General features: G+C 72.2%; 13 protein-coding genes, 3 tRNA genes and 2 pseudogenes. 4 read left to right on the top strand and 14 right to left on the bottom strand.

The features are described from left to right. Positions 1 to 23: 23 nt before the first annotated feature. From nusG to E6W39_RS25565, 3 genes are all read right to left on the bottom strand, one after another. Entirely contained in the window at positions 24 to 890 is an 867-nt protein-coding gene (gene nusG, locus E6W39_RS25575) for a transcription termination/antitermination protein NusG (RefSeq protein WP_181799447.1), read from the bottom strand. Positions 891 to 1,070: 180 nt separating this feature from the next. Next, complete coding sequence (gene secE, locus E6W39_RS25570; protein ID WP_141635527.1) at positions 1,071 to 1,442, bottom strand: preprotein translocase subunit SecE; 372 nt, start codon at positions 1,440 to 1,442, stop codon at positions 1,071 to 1,073. A 111-nt stretch (positions 1,443 to 1,553) separates the two neighbouring features. Further along, positions 1,554 to 1,626: transfer RNA gene (locus E6W39_RS25565), tRNA-Trp, on the bottom strand. A gap of 218 nt (positions 1,627 to 1,844) precedes the next feature. On the opposite strand from E6W39_RS25565, the gene E6W39_RS25560 reads away from it, so the two are divergent. From E6W39_RS25560 to E6W39_RS25550, 3 genes are all read left to right on the top strand, one after another. Further along, positions 1,845 to 3,083, top strand: a complete 1,239-nt coding sequence (locus E6W39_RS25560; protein WP_141635526.1) for a pyridoxal phosphate-dependent aminotransferase — start codon at positions 1,845 to 1,847, stop codon at positions 3,081 to 3,083. 97 nt (positions 3,084 to 3,180) lie between these two features. Continuing rightward, on the top strand, positions 3,181 to 4,206 hold the full coding sequence (locus tag E6W39_RS25555) for an adenosine deaminase (protein ID WP_141635525.1): 1,026 nt from the start codon (positions 3,181 to 3,183) through the stop codon (positions 4,204 to 4,206). Between the two features lie 14 nt (positions 4,207 to 4,220). Continuing rightward, the gene (locus E6W39_RS25550) at positions 4,221 to 4,424 is read left to right on the top strand and encodes a hypothetical protein (protein WP_141635524.1); all 204 of its coding nucleotides are present in this window, start codon (positions 4,221 to 4,223) and stop codon (positions 4,422 to 4,424) included. A gap of 1 nt (position 4,425) precedes the next feature. Here E6W39_RS25550 and E6W39_RS25545 read toward each other — a convergent pair. From E6W39_RS25545 to E6W39_RS25515, 7 genes and pseudogenes are all read right to left on the bottom strand, one after another. After that, positions 4,426 to 5,468 (bottom strand): annotated as a pseudogene (locus E6W39_RS25545) (UDP-N-acetylmuramate dehydrogenase). A 27-nt stretch (positions 5,469 to 5,495) separates the two neighbouring features. Then, positions 5,496 to 6,392, bottom strand: a complete 897-nt coding sequence (locus tag E6W39_RS25540; RefSeq protein ID WP_141635523.1) for a thioesterase domain-containing protein — start codon at positions 6,390 to 6,392, stop codon at positions 5,496 to 5,498. A 375-nt stretch (positions 6,393 to 6,767) separates the two neighbouring features. Further along, positions 6,768 to 7,189 (bottom strand): annotated as a pseudogene (locus tag E6W39_RS25535) (MaoC family dehydratase). Between the two features lie 5 nt (positions 7,190 to 7,194). Further along, positions 7,195 to 7,662: a MaoC family dehydratase N-terminal domain-containing protein gene (locus E6W39_RS25530; protein WP_141635522.1), complete on the bottom strand. Its 468-nt coding sequence runs from the start codon at positions 7,660 to 7,662 to the stop codon at positions 7,195 to 7,197. 136 nt (positions 7,663 to 7,798) lie between these two features. Next, complete coding sequence (gene rpmG, locus E6W39_RS25525; protein ID WP_006604855.1) at positions 7,799 to 7,963, bottom strand: 50S ribosomal protein L33; 165 nt, start codon at positions 7,961 to 7,963, stop codon at positions 7,799 to 7,801. 82 nt (positions 7,964 to 8,045) lie between these two features. Beyond that, a tRNA-Met gene (locus E6W39_RS25520) sits at positions 8,046 to 8,118 on the bottom strand. Positions 8,119 to 8,158: 40 nt separating this feature from the next. Beyond that, positions 8,159 to 8,231, bottom strand: a tRNA-Thr gene (locus tag E6W39_RS25515). Between the two features lie 269 nt (positions 8,232 to 8,500). Here E6W39_RS25515 and E6W39_RS25510 point away from each other — a divergent pair. After that, positions 8,501 to 9,826, top strand: a complete 1,326-nt coding sequence (locus tag E6W39_RS25510; protein ID WP_141635521.1) for an amidohydrolase family protein — start codon at positions 8,501 to 8,503, stop codon at positions 9,824 to 9,826. A 3-nt stretch (positions 9,827 to 9,829) separates the two neighbouring features. Here the strand turns inward: E6W39_RS25510 and E6W39_RS25505 are convergent, their stop codons facing one another. From E6W39_RS25505 to kdpC, 4 genes are all read right to left on the bottom strand, one after another. Further along, the gene (locus E6W39_RS25505; protein WP_141635520.1) at positions 9,830 to 11,275 is read right to left on the bottom strand and encodes a hypothetical protein; all 1,446 of its coding nucleotides are present in this window, start codon (positions 11,273 to 11,275) and stop codon (positions 9,830 to 9,832) included. 240 nt (positions 11,276 to 11,515) lie between these two features. Then, positions 11,516 to 12,202, bottom strand: a complete 687-nt coding sequence (locus tag E6W39_RS25500; RefSeq protein ID WP_141635519.1) for a response regulator — start codon at positions 12,200 to 12,202, stop codon at positions 11,516 to 11,518. Continuing rightward, positions 12,199 to 14,775, bottom strand: coding sequence for a sensor histidine kinase (locus E6W39_RS25495; protein WP_141635518.1), 2,577 nt, complete (start codon positions 14,773 to 14,775; stop codon positions 12,199 to 12,201). Before E6W39_RS25495 ends, E6W39_RS25500 begins: the two co-directional genes overlap by 4 nt. 85 nt (positions 14,776 to 14,860) lie before the next feature. Beyond that, a complete protein-coding gene (gene kdpC / locus E6W39_RS25490) occupies positions 14,861 to 15,496 on the bottom strand; it encodes a K(+)-transporting ATPase subunit C (protein ID WP_141635517.1) in 636 nt (211 codons plus the stop codon). Between the last annotated feature and the right edge of the window lie 13 nt (positions 15,497 to 15,509).

Raw genomic sequence — 15,509 nt, 5'->3', positions numbered from 1 at the left:
CAGTACTAGTTCTTCTGGCTGTGCTAGTTCTTCTGGATCTGGTCGAACGACAGCTCGACCGGGGTCTCGCGGCCGAAGATCTCGACCAGGCCCTTGACCTTCTTGGAGTCCGGGTTGATCTCGTTGATGGTCGCCTGCAGGGTGGCGAACGGACCGTCGGTGACGGTGACCGAGTCGCCGACCTCGAAGTCCAGCACCTGGATCTCGCTCGGCTTGACCGGCGACGGCTTGCCGGCCTCCTTGGCCGCGGCGCGCTCGACGTCCGGCGCCAGCATCTTGACGACCTCGTCCAGGGTCAGCGGGTACGGGTCGTAGGCGTTGCCGACGAAGCCGGTGACACCCGGGGTGTTGCGCACCACGCCCCAGGACTCGGGGGTGAGGTCCATGCGGACCAGCACGTAGCCGGGGAGCTTGTTCTGCCGGATGGTCTTGCGGTCGCCGTTCTTGATCTGGACGACCTCCTCCTGCGGCACCTCGGCCTGGAAGATGTACTCCTCGACGTTGAGCGAGACCGCGCGCTGCTCCAGGTTCTGCTTCACCCGGTTCTCGTAGCCCGCGTAGGTGTGGATCACGTACCACTCGCCGGGCATGAACCGCAGCTCCTCGCGGAACTTGGCGACCGGGTCGACCTCGACGGCCTCCTCGGCAGCGGCCTCGGCCTCCTCGCCGGCCTCGGCGGCGTCCTCGCTCACCACGTGCAGCGCGGCCTCCTCGGCGGGCACCCCGGCCTCGGCCTGGTCCGCCGCCTCGACCTCGTCCTCGTCGCTGTCCACGCCGCTGGTGATCTGCTCGGCGTCCTCGGGGTCGGCAGCCTCAGCCGCATCCAGCTCGGCGGCGACATCCGCCTCGCGGACGGTCTCGTCGGCGTCGTACAGGGGGGACTCAGACACGGTGGCTGCTTCTTTCCTGGAGAGGTGGAGATGGGTACCGCTGCGGGGGCAAGCCTCAACAGTACCGACTCAACGGTAGCGGGCTCGCCCGGCAGGTGACGACAGCTAGACCCGGGCGGTCCCCCTTTGGTGCTGTGAGGGGACGACCCGGGTCGGGTGGTGAAGCGCTGTCCGGCGTGGTCAGCCGAAGATCCAGAAGGTGGCCTTGGCGAGCCCCCAGTCCAGGGTTGCCACGATGGTCATCATGACGCCGACGAAGACCACCACGACGCTGGTGTAGTTCATCAGCTCGCTGCGGGTGGGCCAGACCACCTTGCGCAGCTCGGCGATGATCTGCCGGTAGTACAGGGCGATGCGGGAGAACAGGCCGCGCTTGGCCCGCTTGCCACCCGACTTGCCGCCCTCGCCGCCCTTGGCCTTGTTGGCACGCTTGCGGTCGCGACGGGAGAGGCCCTCGCCGTCCTCGGTCTCGGCAGCGTCGACCGCCGCGTCCTCGGCGTCGTCGTGGTTGCCGCTCTCAGGCGTTGCGGTGGAGCCCGTGGTCTCCGTCACTCGTCCTCACCTGAATCCGGGTCGTTTGCTGGGCAAAGCGGACTTGGGGCCCTCTCCGCATCAAGCCCGCTCGCTCCAGTGGAGCGAACGGGCTGGAATTGGATCAAGCAGCAGGGCACGAGGGACTCGAACCCCCAACCGCCGGTTTTGGAGACCGGTGCTCTACCAATTGAGCTAGTGCCCTTCAGCGCCTCGCGGCGCCTCGGTCGTCCCATAACCTACCTCATCCGACCGTCGGCGTGGTGAACGCTTTTCGGAGCGGCTTCCGGTTGGCCCGGGGCGTTGATCAGTGAGTGTACGGGGTGAAAGCCGTTTGGTCGAACCTCTCGCCAGGCGGACTCGGCGCGTACGTATGGTGAAACCCCGGTCCGATCACGCACCCCGTTCTGCAACGATGCCTGTATGAGCGCTTCCACCCCCGCCAACAGTCGTCCTGCGGACCGCCGGGTCTCCGCCCGGATCGGCGCCATCGCCGAGTCCGCCACCCTTGCCGTCGACGCCAAGGCCAAGGCCCTCAAGGCGGCCGGCCGCCCGGTCATCGGCTTCGGCGCCGGCGAGCCGGACTTCCCCACCCCGGACTACATCGTCGAAGCCGCCGTCGAGGCCTGCCGGGACCCGAAGAACCACCGCTACACGCCCGCCGGCGGCCTGCCCGAGCTCAAGGCGGCCATCGCGGCGAAGACCCTGCGGGACTCCGGCTACCAGGTCGACGCCTCCCAGGTGCTGGTGACCAACGGTGGCAAGCAGGCCATCTACGAGGCCTTCGCCGCGATCCTGGACCCGGGCGACGAGGTCATCGTCCCGGCCCCGTACTGGACCACCTACCCCGAGTCGATCCGGCTGGCCGGCGGTGTGCCGGTCGATGTGGTGGCCGACGAGACCACCGACTACAAGGTCTCGGTGGCGCAGCTGGAGGCCGCCCGGACCGCCAACACCAAGGTGGTGCTCTTCGTCTCGCCGTCCAACCCGACCGGCTCGGTCTACACCCGGGAGGAGGCCGAGGCGATCGGCCGCTGGGCGCTGGAGCACGGCCTGTGGGTGCTGACCGACGAGATCTACCAGCACCTGGTCTACGGCGACGCCACGTTCAGCTCACTGCCGGCGCTGCTGCCGGAGCTGGCCGACAAGTGCATCGTGGTCAACGGTGTGGCCAAGACCTATGCGATGACCGGCTGGCGGGTGGGCTGGATGATCGGCCCCAAGGACGTGGTGGCCGCCGCCGCCAACCTGCAGTCGCACGCCACCTCCAACGTGAGCAACGTGGCGCAGCGGGCCGCGCTGGCAGCGGTCAGCGGCGACCTGTCCGCGGTGGACGAGATGAAGGTGGCCTTCGACCGCCGCCGGCAGACCATCGTGCGGATGCTCAACGAGATCGAGGGCGTCTACTGCCCCGAGCCGCTGGGTGCCTTCTACGTCTACCCGTCGGTCAAGGCGCTGCTGGGCAAGGAGATCCGCGGCAAGCGCCCGCAGACCTCCAGTGAGCTGGCCGCGCTGATCCTGGACGAGGCCGAGGTCGCGGTGGTGCCGGGCGAGGCCTTCGGCACCCCGGGCTACCTGCGGCTGTCCTACGCACTGGGCGACAGCGACCTGGTCGAGGGCGTGGCGCGGATGCAGAAGCTGCTCTCCGAGGCTCGCGACTGACCGTTCGTCAGCCTGTCGGGAGCCGCCCCGGTCACCCCATCGAGGGATCCGACCGGGGCGGTTCCCGTTCGTGCGGGGGATGCGGCAGGATTCGTGAATGGAACAGCGAGACGTCTGGACTCTGCCCAAGGCCCACCTGCACCTGCACTTCACCGGATCGATGCGCCCGGCCACGCTGCTGGAGCTGGCCGACAAGCACGGCGTGCGGCTGCCCGAGGCGCTGGTCTCGGGAACGCCGCCGAAGTTGCGGGCGACCGACGAGCGGGGCTGGTTCCGGTTCCAGCGGCTCTACGACACCGCGCGCTCGGTGCTGCGGGACGAGCAGGACATCCGCCGGCTGGTCCGGGAGACCGCCGAGGACGAGGTCGCGGACGGCTCGCGGTGGCTGGAGATCCAGGTCGATCCGACCTCCTACGCGCCCCGGCTGGGCGGGCTGATCCCGGCGCTGGAGCTGGTCCTGGACGCGGTCCGGGAGGCCTCGGCCGCCACCGGGGTGGGGATCCGGGTGCTGGTGGCGGCCAACCGGATGAAGTCCGAGATGGACGCCCGCACCCTGGCCCGGCTGGCGGTGCGCTACGCCGACCAGGGCGTGGTGGGCTTCGGGCTCTCCAACGACGAGCGGCGCGGGCTGGCCCGGGACTTCGACCGGGCGTTCGCGATCGCCCGGCGGGCCGGGCTGCTGGCGGCCCCGCACGGGGGTGAGCTGGCCGGTCCCGAGTCGGTGCGGGACTGCCTGGACGACCTCGGGGCGGAGCGGATCGGGCACGGGGTGCGCAGCGCGGAGGACCGCCGGCTGCTGCAGCGGTTGGCCGACCGTCAGATCACCTGCGAGGTCTGCCCGTCGTCCAACGTGTCACTGGGGGTCTACGAGAAGGCCGATGCGGTGCCGGTGCGGGCGCTGTTCGAGGCCGGGGTGCCGCTGGCACTGGGGGCCGACGACCCGCTGCTGTTCGGCTCCCGGCTGGCCGCGCAGTACCAGCTGGCCAGGGAGGAGCACGGGTTCACGGATCCGGAGCTGGCCGAGCTCGCCCGGCAGTCGGTGCGCGGTTCGCGGGCCCCGGAGGGGGTGCGCAAGGAACTGCTCGCGGAGATCGACGCCTGGCTTATCCGGCCTCTGATCTGACAATCTGATGTCCCGTGAGTAGAACAACGGGGAGCACCCACACCACTGTCACCCACCACACCGTCACCCATCACGTGGTGACCCACCATGTGGTGCACCACCACTACTACGGGCGCTACTACGCCCCCGGGCCCGGCGGCGGGCTCTTCTTCTGGATCGTGCTGCTGGTCCTGCTGATCGTGCTGGCGGTCTGGTGGAGCAACCGGTCCAGGCGGTGAGCTAGAGCTCCACCCCGACGAAGACCGGCTCGTTGACCAGCTCCACGCCGAAGGCGGCGTGCACCCCGGCGCGGATCTCCCGGGCCAGGGCGAGCAGGTCGGCGGTGGTGGCCCGGCCCCGGTTGGTGAGCGCCAGGGTGTGCTTGGTGGAGAGGGTGGCCGGGCCGCTGCCGTAGCCCTTCTTGAAGCCGGCGTGGTCGATCAGCCAGGCCGCCGAGGTCTTGGTGTGGCCGTCCGGGGCCGGGTAGGCGGGGGCCCGCAGGTCGCCGAGCCGGGCCGCGAAGGCCTGGTACTGCTCGGGGTGAGGATCGGGTTGGTGAAGAAGGAGCCGGCCGACCAGGTGTCGTGGTCCTCCTCGTCCAGCACCATGCCCTTGCCGGCCCGCAGCAGCAGCACCGCGTTCCAGGCGGCGGCCACGTCCACCCGCTCGCCCTGCTCGACGCCGTAGTGCTTGGCCACCTCGGCGTACCGGACCGGGGTGGACAGGCCGTCGTTGTCCGCGAGGCCGAACCGGACCCGCAGTACCACCCAGCGGTCCGGTTCGGCCTTGAAACGGCTGTGCCGGTAGGAGAAGGCGCAGTCGGCGTTGCTCAGGGTGACCACCTCGCCGGCCGCCCGGTCGTAGGCGACCACCTCGGTGATGGTCTGGGCGACCTCCTGGCCGTAGGCGCCGACGTTCTGCACCGGGGTGGCGCCGGCCGAGCCGGGGATGCCGGCCAGGAACTCGATGCCGGCCAGGCCGTGCTCCAGCACCACCGTCTGCACCGCGTCGGCCCAGTTCTCGCCGGCGGCCAGCTCCAGGGTGGTGCCGTCCAGCTCGAGGCCGGTGGTGGCGATCCGCAGCACGGTGCCGTCGAAGCCGTCGTCGCCGATCACCAGGTTGCTGCCGCCGCCGATCACCAGCAGCGGCTCGCCGACCGCGTCGGCCGTCTGGACGGCGGCGATCACCTCCTGGTCGGTCCGCGCGGTCACCAGTCGGCGGGCCGGGCCGCCGAGGCGCAGGGTGGTCAGCGGGGCGAGCGGGGCGTTCTCGGTCACGTGCACCGGTCCACGGTATACGGGCGGCCCGGGTCAGTCGCGCCCGGTGGGCCGGAGCAGCCCGGCGATCAGGGCCGTGGCATCCGGCCTGATGAGCATCGTGTAGTGATCCCCGGCACACCGGTGGACGGTCAGGCCGGCCCCGGCGAGCTGGCCCCAGCCCAGCGTGTCGTCGCCGGGCAGCAGGCCGTGCTCGGCGGTGACCAGCACCAGCGGCACTGAGGCGGGCCCGGGTCGGTGGGCGGCGATGAGGCGGTCGTCGCGCGCCAAGGCGTCCGCATAGGTCTCGTAGAGCTTGCGCAGCCCGGGCGGCGGGGTGTCGGGGAGCACGGCGCCGGCCCCGATCGCAGCGTCCAGCACCAGCAGCAGGCCCCGGTCGGGGTCGCAGCCGGCCAGCCGCTGCGGATCGAGTTCGATCCGGCGCCCGTGTCTGACGCCCAGGTACATGGCGAACCGGCGCAGCAGCTGCGCCGGTTCCGGCTCCCCGCCCGACCGCCGGTGGGCGGCGACCGGCGCGATGCTGTCCAGCAGCACCAGCTCGGCGGGGCGCCGATCGGCCGGCAGCCGCTCCACCAGGGCCTGCGCCAGCACTCCGCCGAACGCCCAGCCACCCAGCGACCAGGGCGAGTCGGGTGCGGCGCCGGTGAGCTCGGCGAGCTGCCCGGCGAGCCGGTCGGCCAGCGTCGCCAGGGCGGTCGCGGTCCGACCGCCGTCGAGTGCGCCCTGGTGGTACTCGGGCAGCTGGGCCAGGTCGAGCACGGTCAGCCCGACGCCCTGCGGCAGCGCGCCGGCCAGCGATCGGTGAACGCTTGCGGCCGACCCGCCGGGGTGGACCAAGTAGACGGTGCCCAGGCCGAGTTGGGCCTCGCGCAGCGGCCGGACCAGGCCGGGCGCCGAGTCGGAACGAGACCGCGTGGCGGTGGTGGACATGGGAGACCCCTCACGCTCAAGGCCCTGCCGGGCCGCTGGGAATGATTCGGGGGGAACGGACGGCTCAGGCCGCGGAAAACGGCCCTCCGGGCATTGCCGACGGCCGTCAAGGGACCGTGGGGGTACGCACGTTCTGGCTCCGGACACACGGATGCCCGGGTCGATGCGTTCGTTGCCGGACAGGCCGGACACAGCGTCGCGGTGCCTGCCGCACACCTGGTCGGCCTGCCGGGATATCAGGCGCCTCGGTGCTGCGCAGGACCGTACGCCCCGGGCATCCGACCACGCAACGTGTTCGACTGCTCCCCGAAAAGCACCACGCGCCGCCCCCGTGAGGGAGCGGCGCGCGGTGGGAAACCGAGCGGTCGGGCGGCGTCAGCCGAGCTGCACCACCGCACGGGACTGGCCCAGCACCTTCAGGCCGCCGCTGGTCGCCACCAGGTCGACCTGCACCCGGCGCCCGTCCAGCAGCTTGGCCACCTTGCCTGAGACCTCGATCACAGCGCCGGCGTCGTCGTTGGGCACCACCACGGGCGGGTGAAGCGCACGCCGTACTCCACCAGCGCACCCGGGTCGCCGACCCAGTCGGTGACCACCCGGATCGCCTCGGCCATGGTGAACATGCCGTGCGCGATCACATCGGGCAGGCCCACCGAGACGGCGAACTTCTCGTTCCAGTGGATCGGGTTGAAGTCGCCCGAGGCGCCCGCGTAGCGCACCAGCGCGGCGCGGCTGACCGGGAACGACTGGGCCGGCAGCTCGGTGCCGACCTCGACCTCGTCGAAGCTGATCGCCATCGGGGTCACTCGCCCTTCGTCTCGTCGTCCGGGACCGCCCGCGAGACCAGGGTCATGACGGTGGTCACCAGGTGCTCGCCGCTCTCCTCGTGCATCTCGCCTGTGACGGTCAGCACATCGTTGCCCGCGAGCGACTTGATGTTCTCGATCCGCACCGTCACCCGCACCCGGTCACCGGCGCGCAGCGGGCGGCTGTAGCTGAACTTCTGGTCGCCGTGCACCACCCGGCTGTAGTCCAGGCCCAGCGCCGGGTCCTCGATCACCTGGTCGGAGGCCGGCACGGCGAGGGCGATCGCGAAGGTCGGCGGGGCGATCACATCCGGGTAGCCGAGCGCCTTGGCCGCCGACTGGTCCAGATAGGCGGGGTTCAGGTCGCCGACCGCCAGGGCGAACTCGCGGATCTTCTCCCGGCCCACCTCATAGGGAGCGGTGGGCGGGTAACTCCGCCCGATGAACGAGGGGTCCAGCGCCATTGACGTGCTCCTCAGCTGTGCGATGGGAAAAAACGACGTCGGGTCACACGCGAAAACGACTTCAGGCCGCACCCCGGAGAAGGGTGCGGCCTGAAGTCATGACCTGTCATGCCAGGCCCGATGATGCCCTAAAGGGTCAGCGGGTCTCGCGGTGCGCCGTGTGTGAGTTGCAACGCGGGCAGTGCTTCTTCATCTCAAGGCGGTCCGGGTCGTTACGCCGGTTCTTCTTGGTGATGTAGTTCCGCTCCTTGCACTCCACGCAGGCCAGCGTGATCTTCGGGCGGACGTCGGTGGCAGCCACGGGAGTGCCTTCCTTGGACAATGGGTGATGACACAACAAGAGTAGCCGATCGGGGGGTTAGCCTCCGACCGACTACGCGGGGTAGCGGTGACCGGACTTGAACCGGTGACACAGCGATTATGAGCCGCTTGCTCTACCAACTGAGCTACACCGCCTTGATGATCGGTGCCCGCCGAAACGGACACTGATCATCAGAGCCCCCATGCGGAATCGAACCGCAGACCTTCTCCTTACCATGGAGACGCTCTACCGACTGAGCTATAGGGGCGAACCGGCCGAACGAGGAAGAGATTACACGGTTCCGGTCCCAAGGTGAAATCCGTACTCCGGCGGCAAGATCCCAGGTCGCGGACTCGTACGGATGCACGAGCCCGGCCATCGGGTCCGGCCCGCCCGCGCCGCTCCCCGGCGGGCCCGCGCGAGCCTGCGCGGCGGGCGGCCCGACGGCTCGTAGGCTCAGCGGCCAGTGATCTCCAGGGAGGAGCCGGCCGGTGAGCGAGCAACGCGGGGCGGGCGCATGAGTCGGGACGTCGGCGCATGAGTCGGGACGGCGCAGCCCCCGACGGCCCGCGGCACGGCCCGCCCGGCTCCGGCGTCCGGGGCGGCAACCCGCTGGACCACGGGCCGGTGCTGCTGCTGGCGGGCGCCCGGCTGGCCGACGGCCGACTGGTGGACGTACGGGTCAGCGGCACCCGGATCCAGGCGGTGGGCACCGCCGGCTGCCTCGGCCCGCTGCCGCTGGCCGCCCTGCCGGCCGGCGCGGTCACCGGCACCGAGCCGGCGGTGACCTCGGGCGCCCGGATCGATCTGACGGGCTATCTGCTGCTGCCCGCACCCGCCGAGCCGCACGCCCACCACGACAGCGCGTTCACCGCACCGCCCCCGGCCGCCACCCCGGACCAGCCCCTGGGCGAGGAGGCGGGCCGGCTGGTCCGCCGGGTCACCGAGGCCGCCCTCACCTCGCTCGGCTACGGCGCCACCGCCCAGCGCACCCATGTGCGGATCGGCGCACCGCACGGGCTGCGCCGCCTGGACGCGGTGCTCACCGCCCGACAGGCCCTGAACGGCCTCACCGAGCTGCAGGCGGTGGCGATGCCCCGGCTGCTCACCGGCCGCGCCGGGGCGGACGGCCGGGCCCGGCTGCGCGAGGCGCTGCGGCTCGGCGCGGACGCGGTCGGCGGCTGCCCCGAGCTCGACCCCGACCCGGTGGGCTTCGTACGGCTGGCGGCGGCACTGGCCGCCGAGTTCGACCGCCCGCTCGACCTGCATCTGCGGGGCGGCGACCCGGCGCAGCTGGCCCGGCTGCTGGCACCGCTGGCCCCGCTGCGCCCGCGGTTGGCGCTCGGCCCGTGCGACCGGCTGCGACCGGGCAGCGGAGCGGCGCTGCGGGCGGCCGGCGCCCGGGTGCTCTGCCTGCCGCAGAGCGGCGGCTGCGGCGAGCTGGACGGTCCGCCGGAGGGCCTGCCTACCGCAGCGCTAAGGGAGTTGACCGGACATCAGGTTCAACTGGCCGCAGGCAGCGGTGCGTTGCGGGACGCGGCCAATCCGGTCGGCCGGGCCGATCCGCTGGAGGCCGCCTATCTGCTGGCCGCCGGTGGGGTGTTGAGTCCGGCGGCGGCCTACGAGGCGGTCAGCGGCCAGGCCCGGTTGCTGATGGACCTGCCGCCGGTGCGGGTGGACGCGGGCTTCCCCGCCGAGCTGCTCGCGGTGCGCGGGGACAGCCTGACGGGCGCGCTCTCCGGCGGGCACAGCCGGCTGGTGGTGCACCGCGGCCGGGTGGTCTCCCGGACCAGCGCGGTACGGGAGTTCGCGGACACGGTCGCGCTGGCGCTGCCCCGGCAGAGCGGCCACCACCTCGACTGACCGTCAGCGGTACTCGCGCAGCCGCGGCCGCACCGCCAGCACCGCCAGCACCAGGGCGCCCGCGCCGAGCACCCCGAGACCGGCCGCGCTGCCCGCGCCGAGGTCGTCGTCGCTCTGGCTGACCGCCTGGTGGAACGCCTGCTGGTTGATCCCGACCACGGTGTCGAAGTCGTTGCTGAGCGCCGTGAAGTCACCGTCGGACTGCCCCGGGTTGGTACCGGTGTCGAAGGTGATCGCGTCGGCGAGCTTGCCCTGGCCGTTGAGTTCGCGGATCTTGGCGTCGTCCTGCTGGTAGGTCAGGTAGTCGTCCAGCAGCTTGTCGGCGGCCTGCTGCTCGCCGGGGAAGGTGATGTTGCGCAGCTCGTCGCCGAGGTAGCCGCGGAAGTCGACCGCGTCGGCGGCGGTGTGGTGCGCGTTGACCGCGGCGGACAGCCTCGGCAGGTAGCCGGAGTAGTCGGCGATGCCGTCGAAGCCGGCTATCTGCTGGCTCTTGTCGAGGAAGCTCTGCTGGTACTGGCCCGCCCGCTCCGGGTCGACCAGCCAGCGGCTCTCGTCGGCGTTGGAGTCGTAGGCCACCGCCTGGGCCCGGCCGAGCGAGAGCACCGAGTCGTAGGCGTCCACCTTGGCGGTGTGCAGCCGGTCCGAGGTGCCCGAGGTCAGCGTGACCGCCCAGATCAGGCCGGCCAGCGTGAGCACCCCGGCGAGCAGCAGCGGCGGGGAGAGCAGCCGGCGGTAGCGGACCGCCAGGGTGCGCTGCAGCACGGCGATGGCGATCAGCACCAGCAGGCCGCTGCCGAGCAGCTCCCAGAAGCCGCTGCCCAGCGCGGACCGCTCGTCGGCGTACCGCCGGTCGACGGCGTCGGCGTTGCTCTTGGCCACCTGGTCGGCGCCCGGCAGCAGCTGGGTCCGCAGCAGGTCGGTGGCCTGCCGGTAGGTGGCGAGCGCGTCCGCCGGCGGGTGTCCAGGGCCGGCCTTGGCGGCGCCCTCCTGCTCGTCCATCCGGGCCACCAGGCCCTCGTACTGGCCGAGCGCGTCCAGCTCGGCCCGGGCCGCCTGGCGGGCCGCAGCGCTGCCGCCGACCGCCTCGGTGGCCTGCTCCAGATCGCTGTCGGCCTGTGCGCGGCGCTGCTCATAGGTGTTGTGGACGCCGTCGCGCTGGCCGGCGTGCTGTGAATCGGCGCCCACCAGCAGCAGGTTGGCGGCCTGGGCGTCCATGTCGCCGAGCGCGAAGTACAGGTCGGCGGCCCGCTCGGCCTGCGGGGCGGTGCGGTGGCCGATCTCGTCCACGGCGTCCCGGGCGCCGGTCAGCAGGCTCGCGGTGAGCCCGATCATCAGCAGCAGGGCGGCCAGCACCGCCGCGGTGAGGGCCCGGACCCGGCGCGGGGTGGTCCAGTGTCCGGCCGCCCGGAGCCGCCGCAGCCGGGCCGGCAGGGTCAGCCCGCCGGCCACCGCCTGGATCGCGGTGCGCGGCGCGGCAGTCGTGCTTCCGGTATCAGGGCCCGTCCCCCCGGACGGACCCTCCCCCGATACCACCGCTGTTCGCTCCCCGACTGCCATCGCCGCGCGTCCTCCCCGTTTCCGCACGACTGAAGCTAGCCGCGCGCATCGAGGATTCTGCGCCTCCTTGACGCTCCTTTGGCACCCGCGACCACGGTCTTGACGGATCATTAGCGCGGACCGGAGGAGGCGTCAGGGCTCGTAGCGGTAACCGATCCCCGGCTCGGTGATCAGATGGCGCGGCCGGGCCGGGTCGCGCTCCAACTTGCGGCGCAGTCCGGCCAGGTAGACCCGCAGGTAGTTGCCGCGTTCCTCGTGCCCGGGACCCCAGACGGCACGCAGGATCTGGCGGCCCGGCAGCAGCCGTCCGGGGCTGGCCAGCAGCATGGTGAGGATCTTCCACTCGGTGGGGGTGAGCCGCAGCTGAAGCGGCCCGTGCCCGGCCACCCTGGTCACCGTGCCGGCCGTCAGGTCCACCACGTGGTCGCCGATCACCACCTGGTTCAGCAGGGCCGCGGTGCCCGGGCGGCGCAGCACGGCCCGCAGCCGGGCGAACAGCTCGTCCATCAGGAACGGCTTGGTCACGTAGTCGTCGGCGCCCGCGTCCAGCGCCTGGATCTTGTCGTCCGCGCCGCTGCGGCCGGAGAGCACGATGATCGGCACCTGGCCGCGGTCCCGCAGCCGGTGGATCACCTGCACGCCGTCCAGGTCGGGCAGGCCCAGGTCGAGCAGCACCGCGTCCGGCCGGGACCGGGAGGCGGCTTCCAGGGCGGCCGCGGCGGTGTCGGCGGTGGCCACCTGGTAGGAGCGGGCCCGCAGATTGATCCGCAGTGCCCGCAGCAGCTGCGGTTCGTCGTCCACGATCAGGATCTGATTCAAGAGACCTCCTCCTGTGGTGCCGCGGGCAGGGTGAGCAGCATGGTGGTGCCGCCGCCGGGCGTGTCCTCGACCTCCAGGGTGCCGCCCATCGCCTCGGCCAGTCCCCGGGAGAGCGCCAGCCCGAGGCCCACGCCGGTGGTGTTGTCGGTGTCGCCGAGCCGCTGGAACGGCAGGAACACCCGGTCCCGGTCGGCCGGCGGGATGCCGGGGCCGCGGTCGGCGATCCGGATCTGCACCTGCTCGGCGGGCCGGCCGCCGGGCTCGGGGCTCGGGTAGGCGCTGGCGCTGACCAGCACCGGGGCGCCGGGGGCGTTGTGCCGCAGCGCGTTGGTGATCACGTTGGCCAGCACCCGCTCCAGCAGCGGCGGGTCGGCCAGCACGGCGGGCGCGGTCTCCAGGCCGAGCGGCTGCACCGGGGCGTCCGGGTCCTGCAGGGAGTCCAGCGCCCTGGGCAGCACCTCCTCCAGGTGGACCGGCGCCAGGTGCAGGGTGAGCGCGCCGGCCTGCAGCCGGCTCATGTCGAGCAGGTTGTCCACCAGCCGGGTCAGCTTGACCAGCGACTCGTCGGCGGTGGCCAGCAGTTCGGCGACGTCCTCCGGTGAGAACTCCACGTCCGGGCTGCGCAGCGAGCCGACCGAGGCCAGCGCCGCCGCCAGCGGGGTGCGCAGATCGTGGCTGACCGCGGCCAGCAGCGCGGTGCGCATCTTGTCGGCGGCCTTGATCGGCTCCACCTCGGCCGCCACCGCGGCCAGCCGGTCGCGCTCCAGGGCGGCGGCCACATGGGCGGCGAAGGCGGTCAGCATCCGCTGCTGGTCGGCCGGCAGCCGGCGCCCGGTGAGGATCAGCAGCTCGTCGCTGCCCACCGGCACCTCGGTGGTGTCGGTGCCGTGGGTGTCCCGCGGGCCGGAGGCGTCGCTGCGGGCCAGCACGTCGCCGGTCTCCCGGGAGAGCAGCGCCACCGAGTCCAGGCCGAAGGTGTTGCGGGAGTGGTCGAGCAGGTTCGGTATGGCCGAGGCGTCGGTCTCCCGGCTGCGCAGCACGGTGCCGGCCAGGGTGGACAGGCTCTCCGCCTCCGCCGTGGCGCTGGCCGCCCGCTGGGTCTGCCGGGCGGCCCGGTCCACCACGGTGGAGACGGTGAGCGCGACCGCCGCGAAGACCATCAGGGCGATCACGTTGTTGGTCTCGCCGATGGTGAAGGTGTGCACCGGCGGGATGAAGTAGTAGTTCAGCAGCAGCGAGGCGATCAGCGAGGCCACCAGGGCGGAGGCGGCGCCGCCGAGCAGCGCCACCGCGACCACGCCGAGCTGGAATAGCAGGGCGTCGGTGGTCAGGTTGAGGGTGTGGTGCAGCTGGGAGAGGACGCCGGTGAGCCCGAACGGCAGCGCCAGCCCGGAGGCGAAGCCGGCCACCGTGCGCCCCCGGGAGTGCCGCCGGCCCAGCGAGGGCAGCAGCCGGCCGCGCCCGGTGAACTCATGGGTGACCATGTGGACGTCGATGTCCTCGGAGGCGTCCACGGTGGTCTCGCCGATGCCCGGGCCGGTGAGGAACCGGGCGGTGCGGCCGCGCCGGCTGGTGCCGAGCACCAGCTGGGTGGCGTCGTTGGCGCGGGCGAAGCCGAGCAGGGCGGTGGGGATGTGGTCGCCCACCACCACGTGGTAGCTGCCGCCCAGGGTCTCCACCAGCCGCCGCTGGTTGGCCAGCGCCGCCGGGGAGGCACCCGCCAGGCCGTCACTTCGGGTGACGTGCACGGCGAGCAGCTGGCCGGCCGCCGTGCGGTCGGCGATCCGGGCGGCGCGGCGGATCAGGGTCTCGCCCTCCGGCCCGCCGGTGAGCGCGACCACCACCCGCTCCCGGGTCTCCCACACCCGGTCGATGTTGTGCTCGGCACGGTAGTCGCGCAGCCCCTCGTCGACCCGGCCGGCCACCCAGAGCAGGGCGAGCTCCCGCAGCGCCGTCAGGTTCCCGACCCGGAAGTAGTTGGTGAGCGCGGCGTCCACCTTCTCGGCCTTGTAGACGTTGCCATGGGCCATCCGCCGGCGCAGCGCCTGCGGGGCCATGTCGACGAGTTCGATCTGGTCGGCCCGGCGGACCACCTCGTCCGGCACGGTCTCCCGCTGCGGGGTGCCGGTGATCTTCTGGACCACGTCGTTGAGGCTCTCCAGGTGCTGGACGTTGACCGTGGTGATCACGTCCAGGCCGGCGGCTAGCAGCTCCTCGACGTCCTGCCAGCGCTTGGCGTGCCGGCCGCCGGGGATGTTGCTGTGGGCCAGCTCGTCCACCAGGACCACACCGGGGCGGCGGGCCACGATGGCGTCGATGTCCATCTCGGTGAAGTCGGTGCCGCGGTAGTCGCGGTGCAGCCGGGGCACCACCTCCAGGCCGTCGAGCATCGCCTCGGTGTGCTTGCGGCCGTGGCACTCGATGTAGCCCACCACCACGTCGGCACCGCGGTCCTGTCTGCGCCGGGCCTCGTCCAGCATCCGGTAGGTCTTGCCGACTCCGGGGGCCGAGCCGAGGTACACCCTCAGCCGCCCGCGCCGGGGCGGGGCGGTGGCGGCGAGATCGCGAGCCATGGGTCCTCTCTTCAGGAGGGTGGGCGGAGACGTGACTGGACCGGCCCGCGGGGGGGCCGGTCCAGTCACGTGATCGAGGCGGTTGTCACTGGAGCTCGCTCAACGCCTTGTTGAGCAGCACCACGTTGACACCCGGGGCACCGAGGAAGCCGAGCGAGCGGCCGTCGGTGTACTTGGAGATCAGCGCGTTCAGCTGATCGGCCGTCACCTTGCCACCGCGGGCCTGGACGACCCGGTTGACCTGCTCCTTGGCGTAGGCCGTGGAGATGTGCGGGTCGAGGCCGGAGCCGGAGGCGGTCAGCGCGTCGGCCGGCACGCCGGCCGGGTCGACCTTGTCGAAGGCCGCGACGTCGGTGCGGCGCTGCTCGATGGTCTTGGTCAGACCGTCGTCGTTGGGGCCGAGGTTGCTGGCGGCCGAGCCGTGCGGGTCGTAACCGGCCGCCGAGGGACGCGGCTGGAACCACTTCGGGTCCGGCTTGGGCGTCTCCTTGGGGTCGTTCGGGTTGGTCTTGGGCAGGTCGTAGTTCTGGCCCAGCAGGCTGGACCCGATCTCCTTGCCGTCGGACGTCACGACCGAGCCGTTGGCCTTGTCGGCGAACGCGACCTGGCTGATCCCGGTGACCAGCAACGGGTAGGCGATGCCCAGGATCACGGTCAGTACCAGCAGCATCCGCAAGGCGGTGGCGTAGGTGCGCACCGCGGCGGGCAGGGGCTTGGACATGGTCTTTCTCCTC

The sequence above is a fragment of the Kitasatospora acidiphila genome, from assembly GCF_006636205.1.
Lineage (GTDB): Bacteria > Actinomycetota > Actinomycetes > Streptomycetales > Streptomycetaceae > Kitasatospora > Kitasatospora acidiphila.
This window is presented reverse-complemented; position numbering and strand designations above follow the sequence as displayed.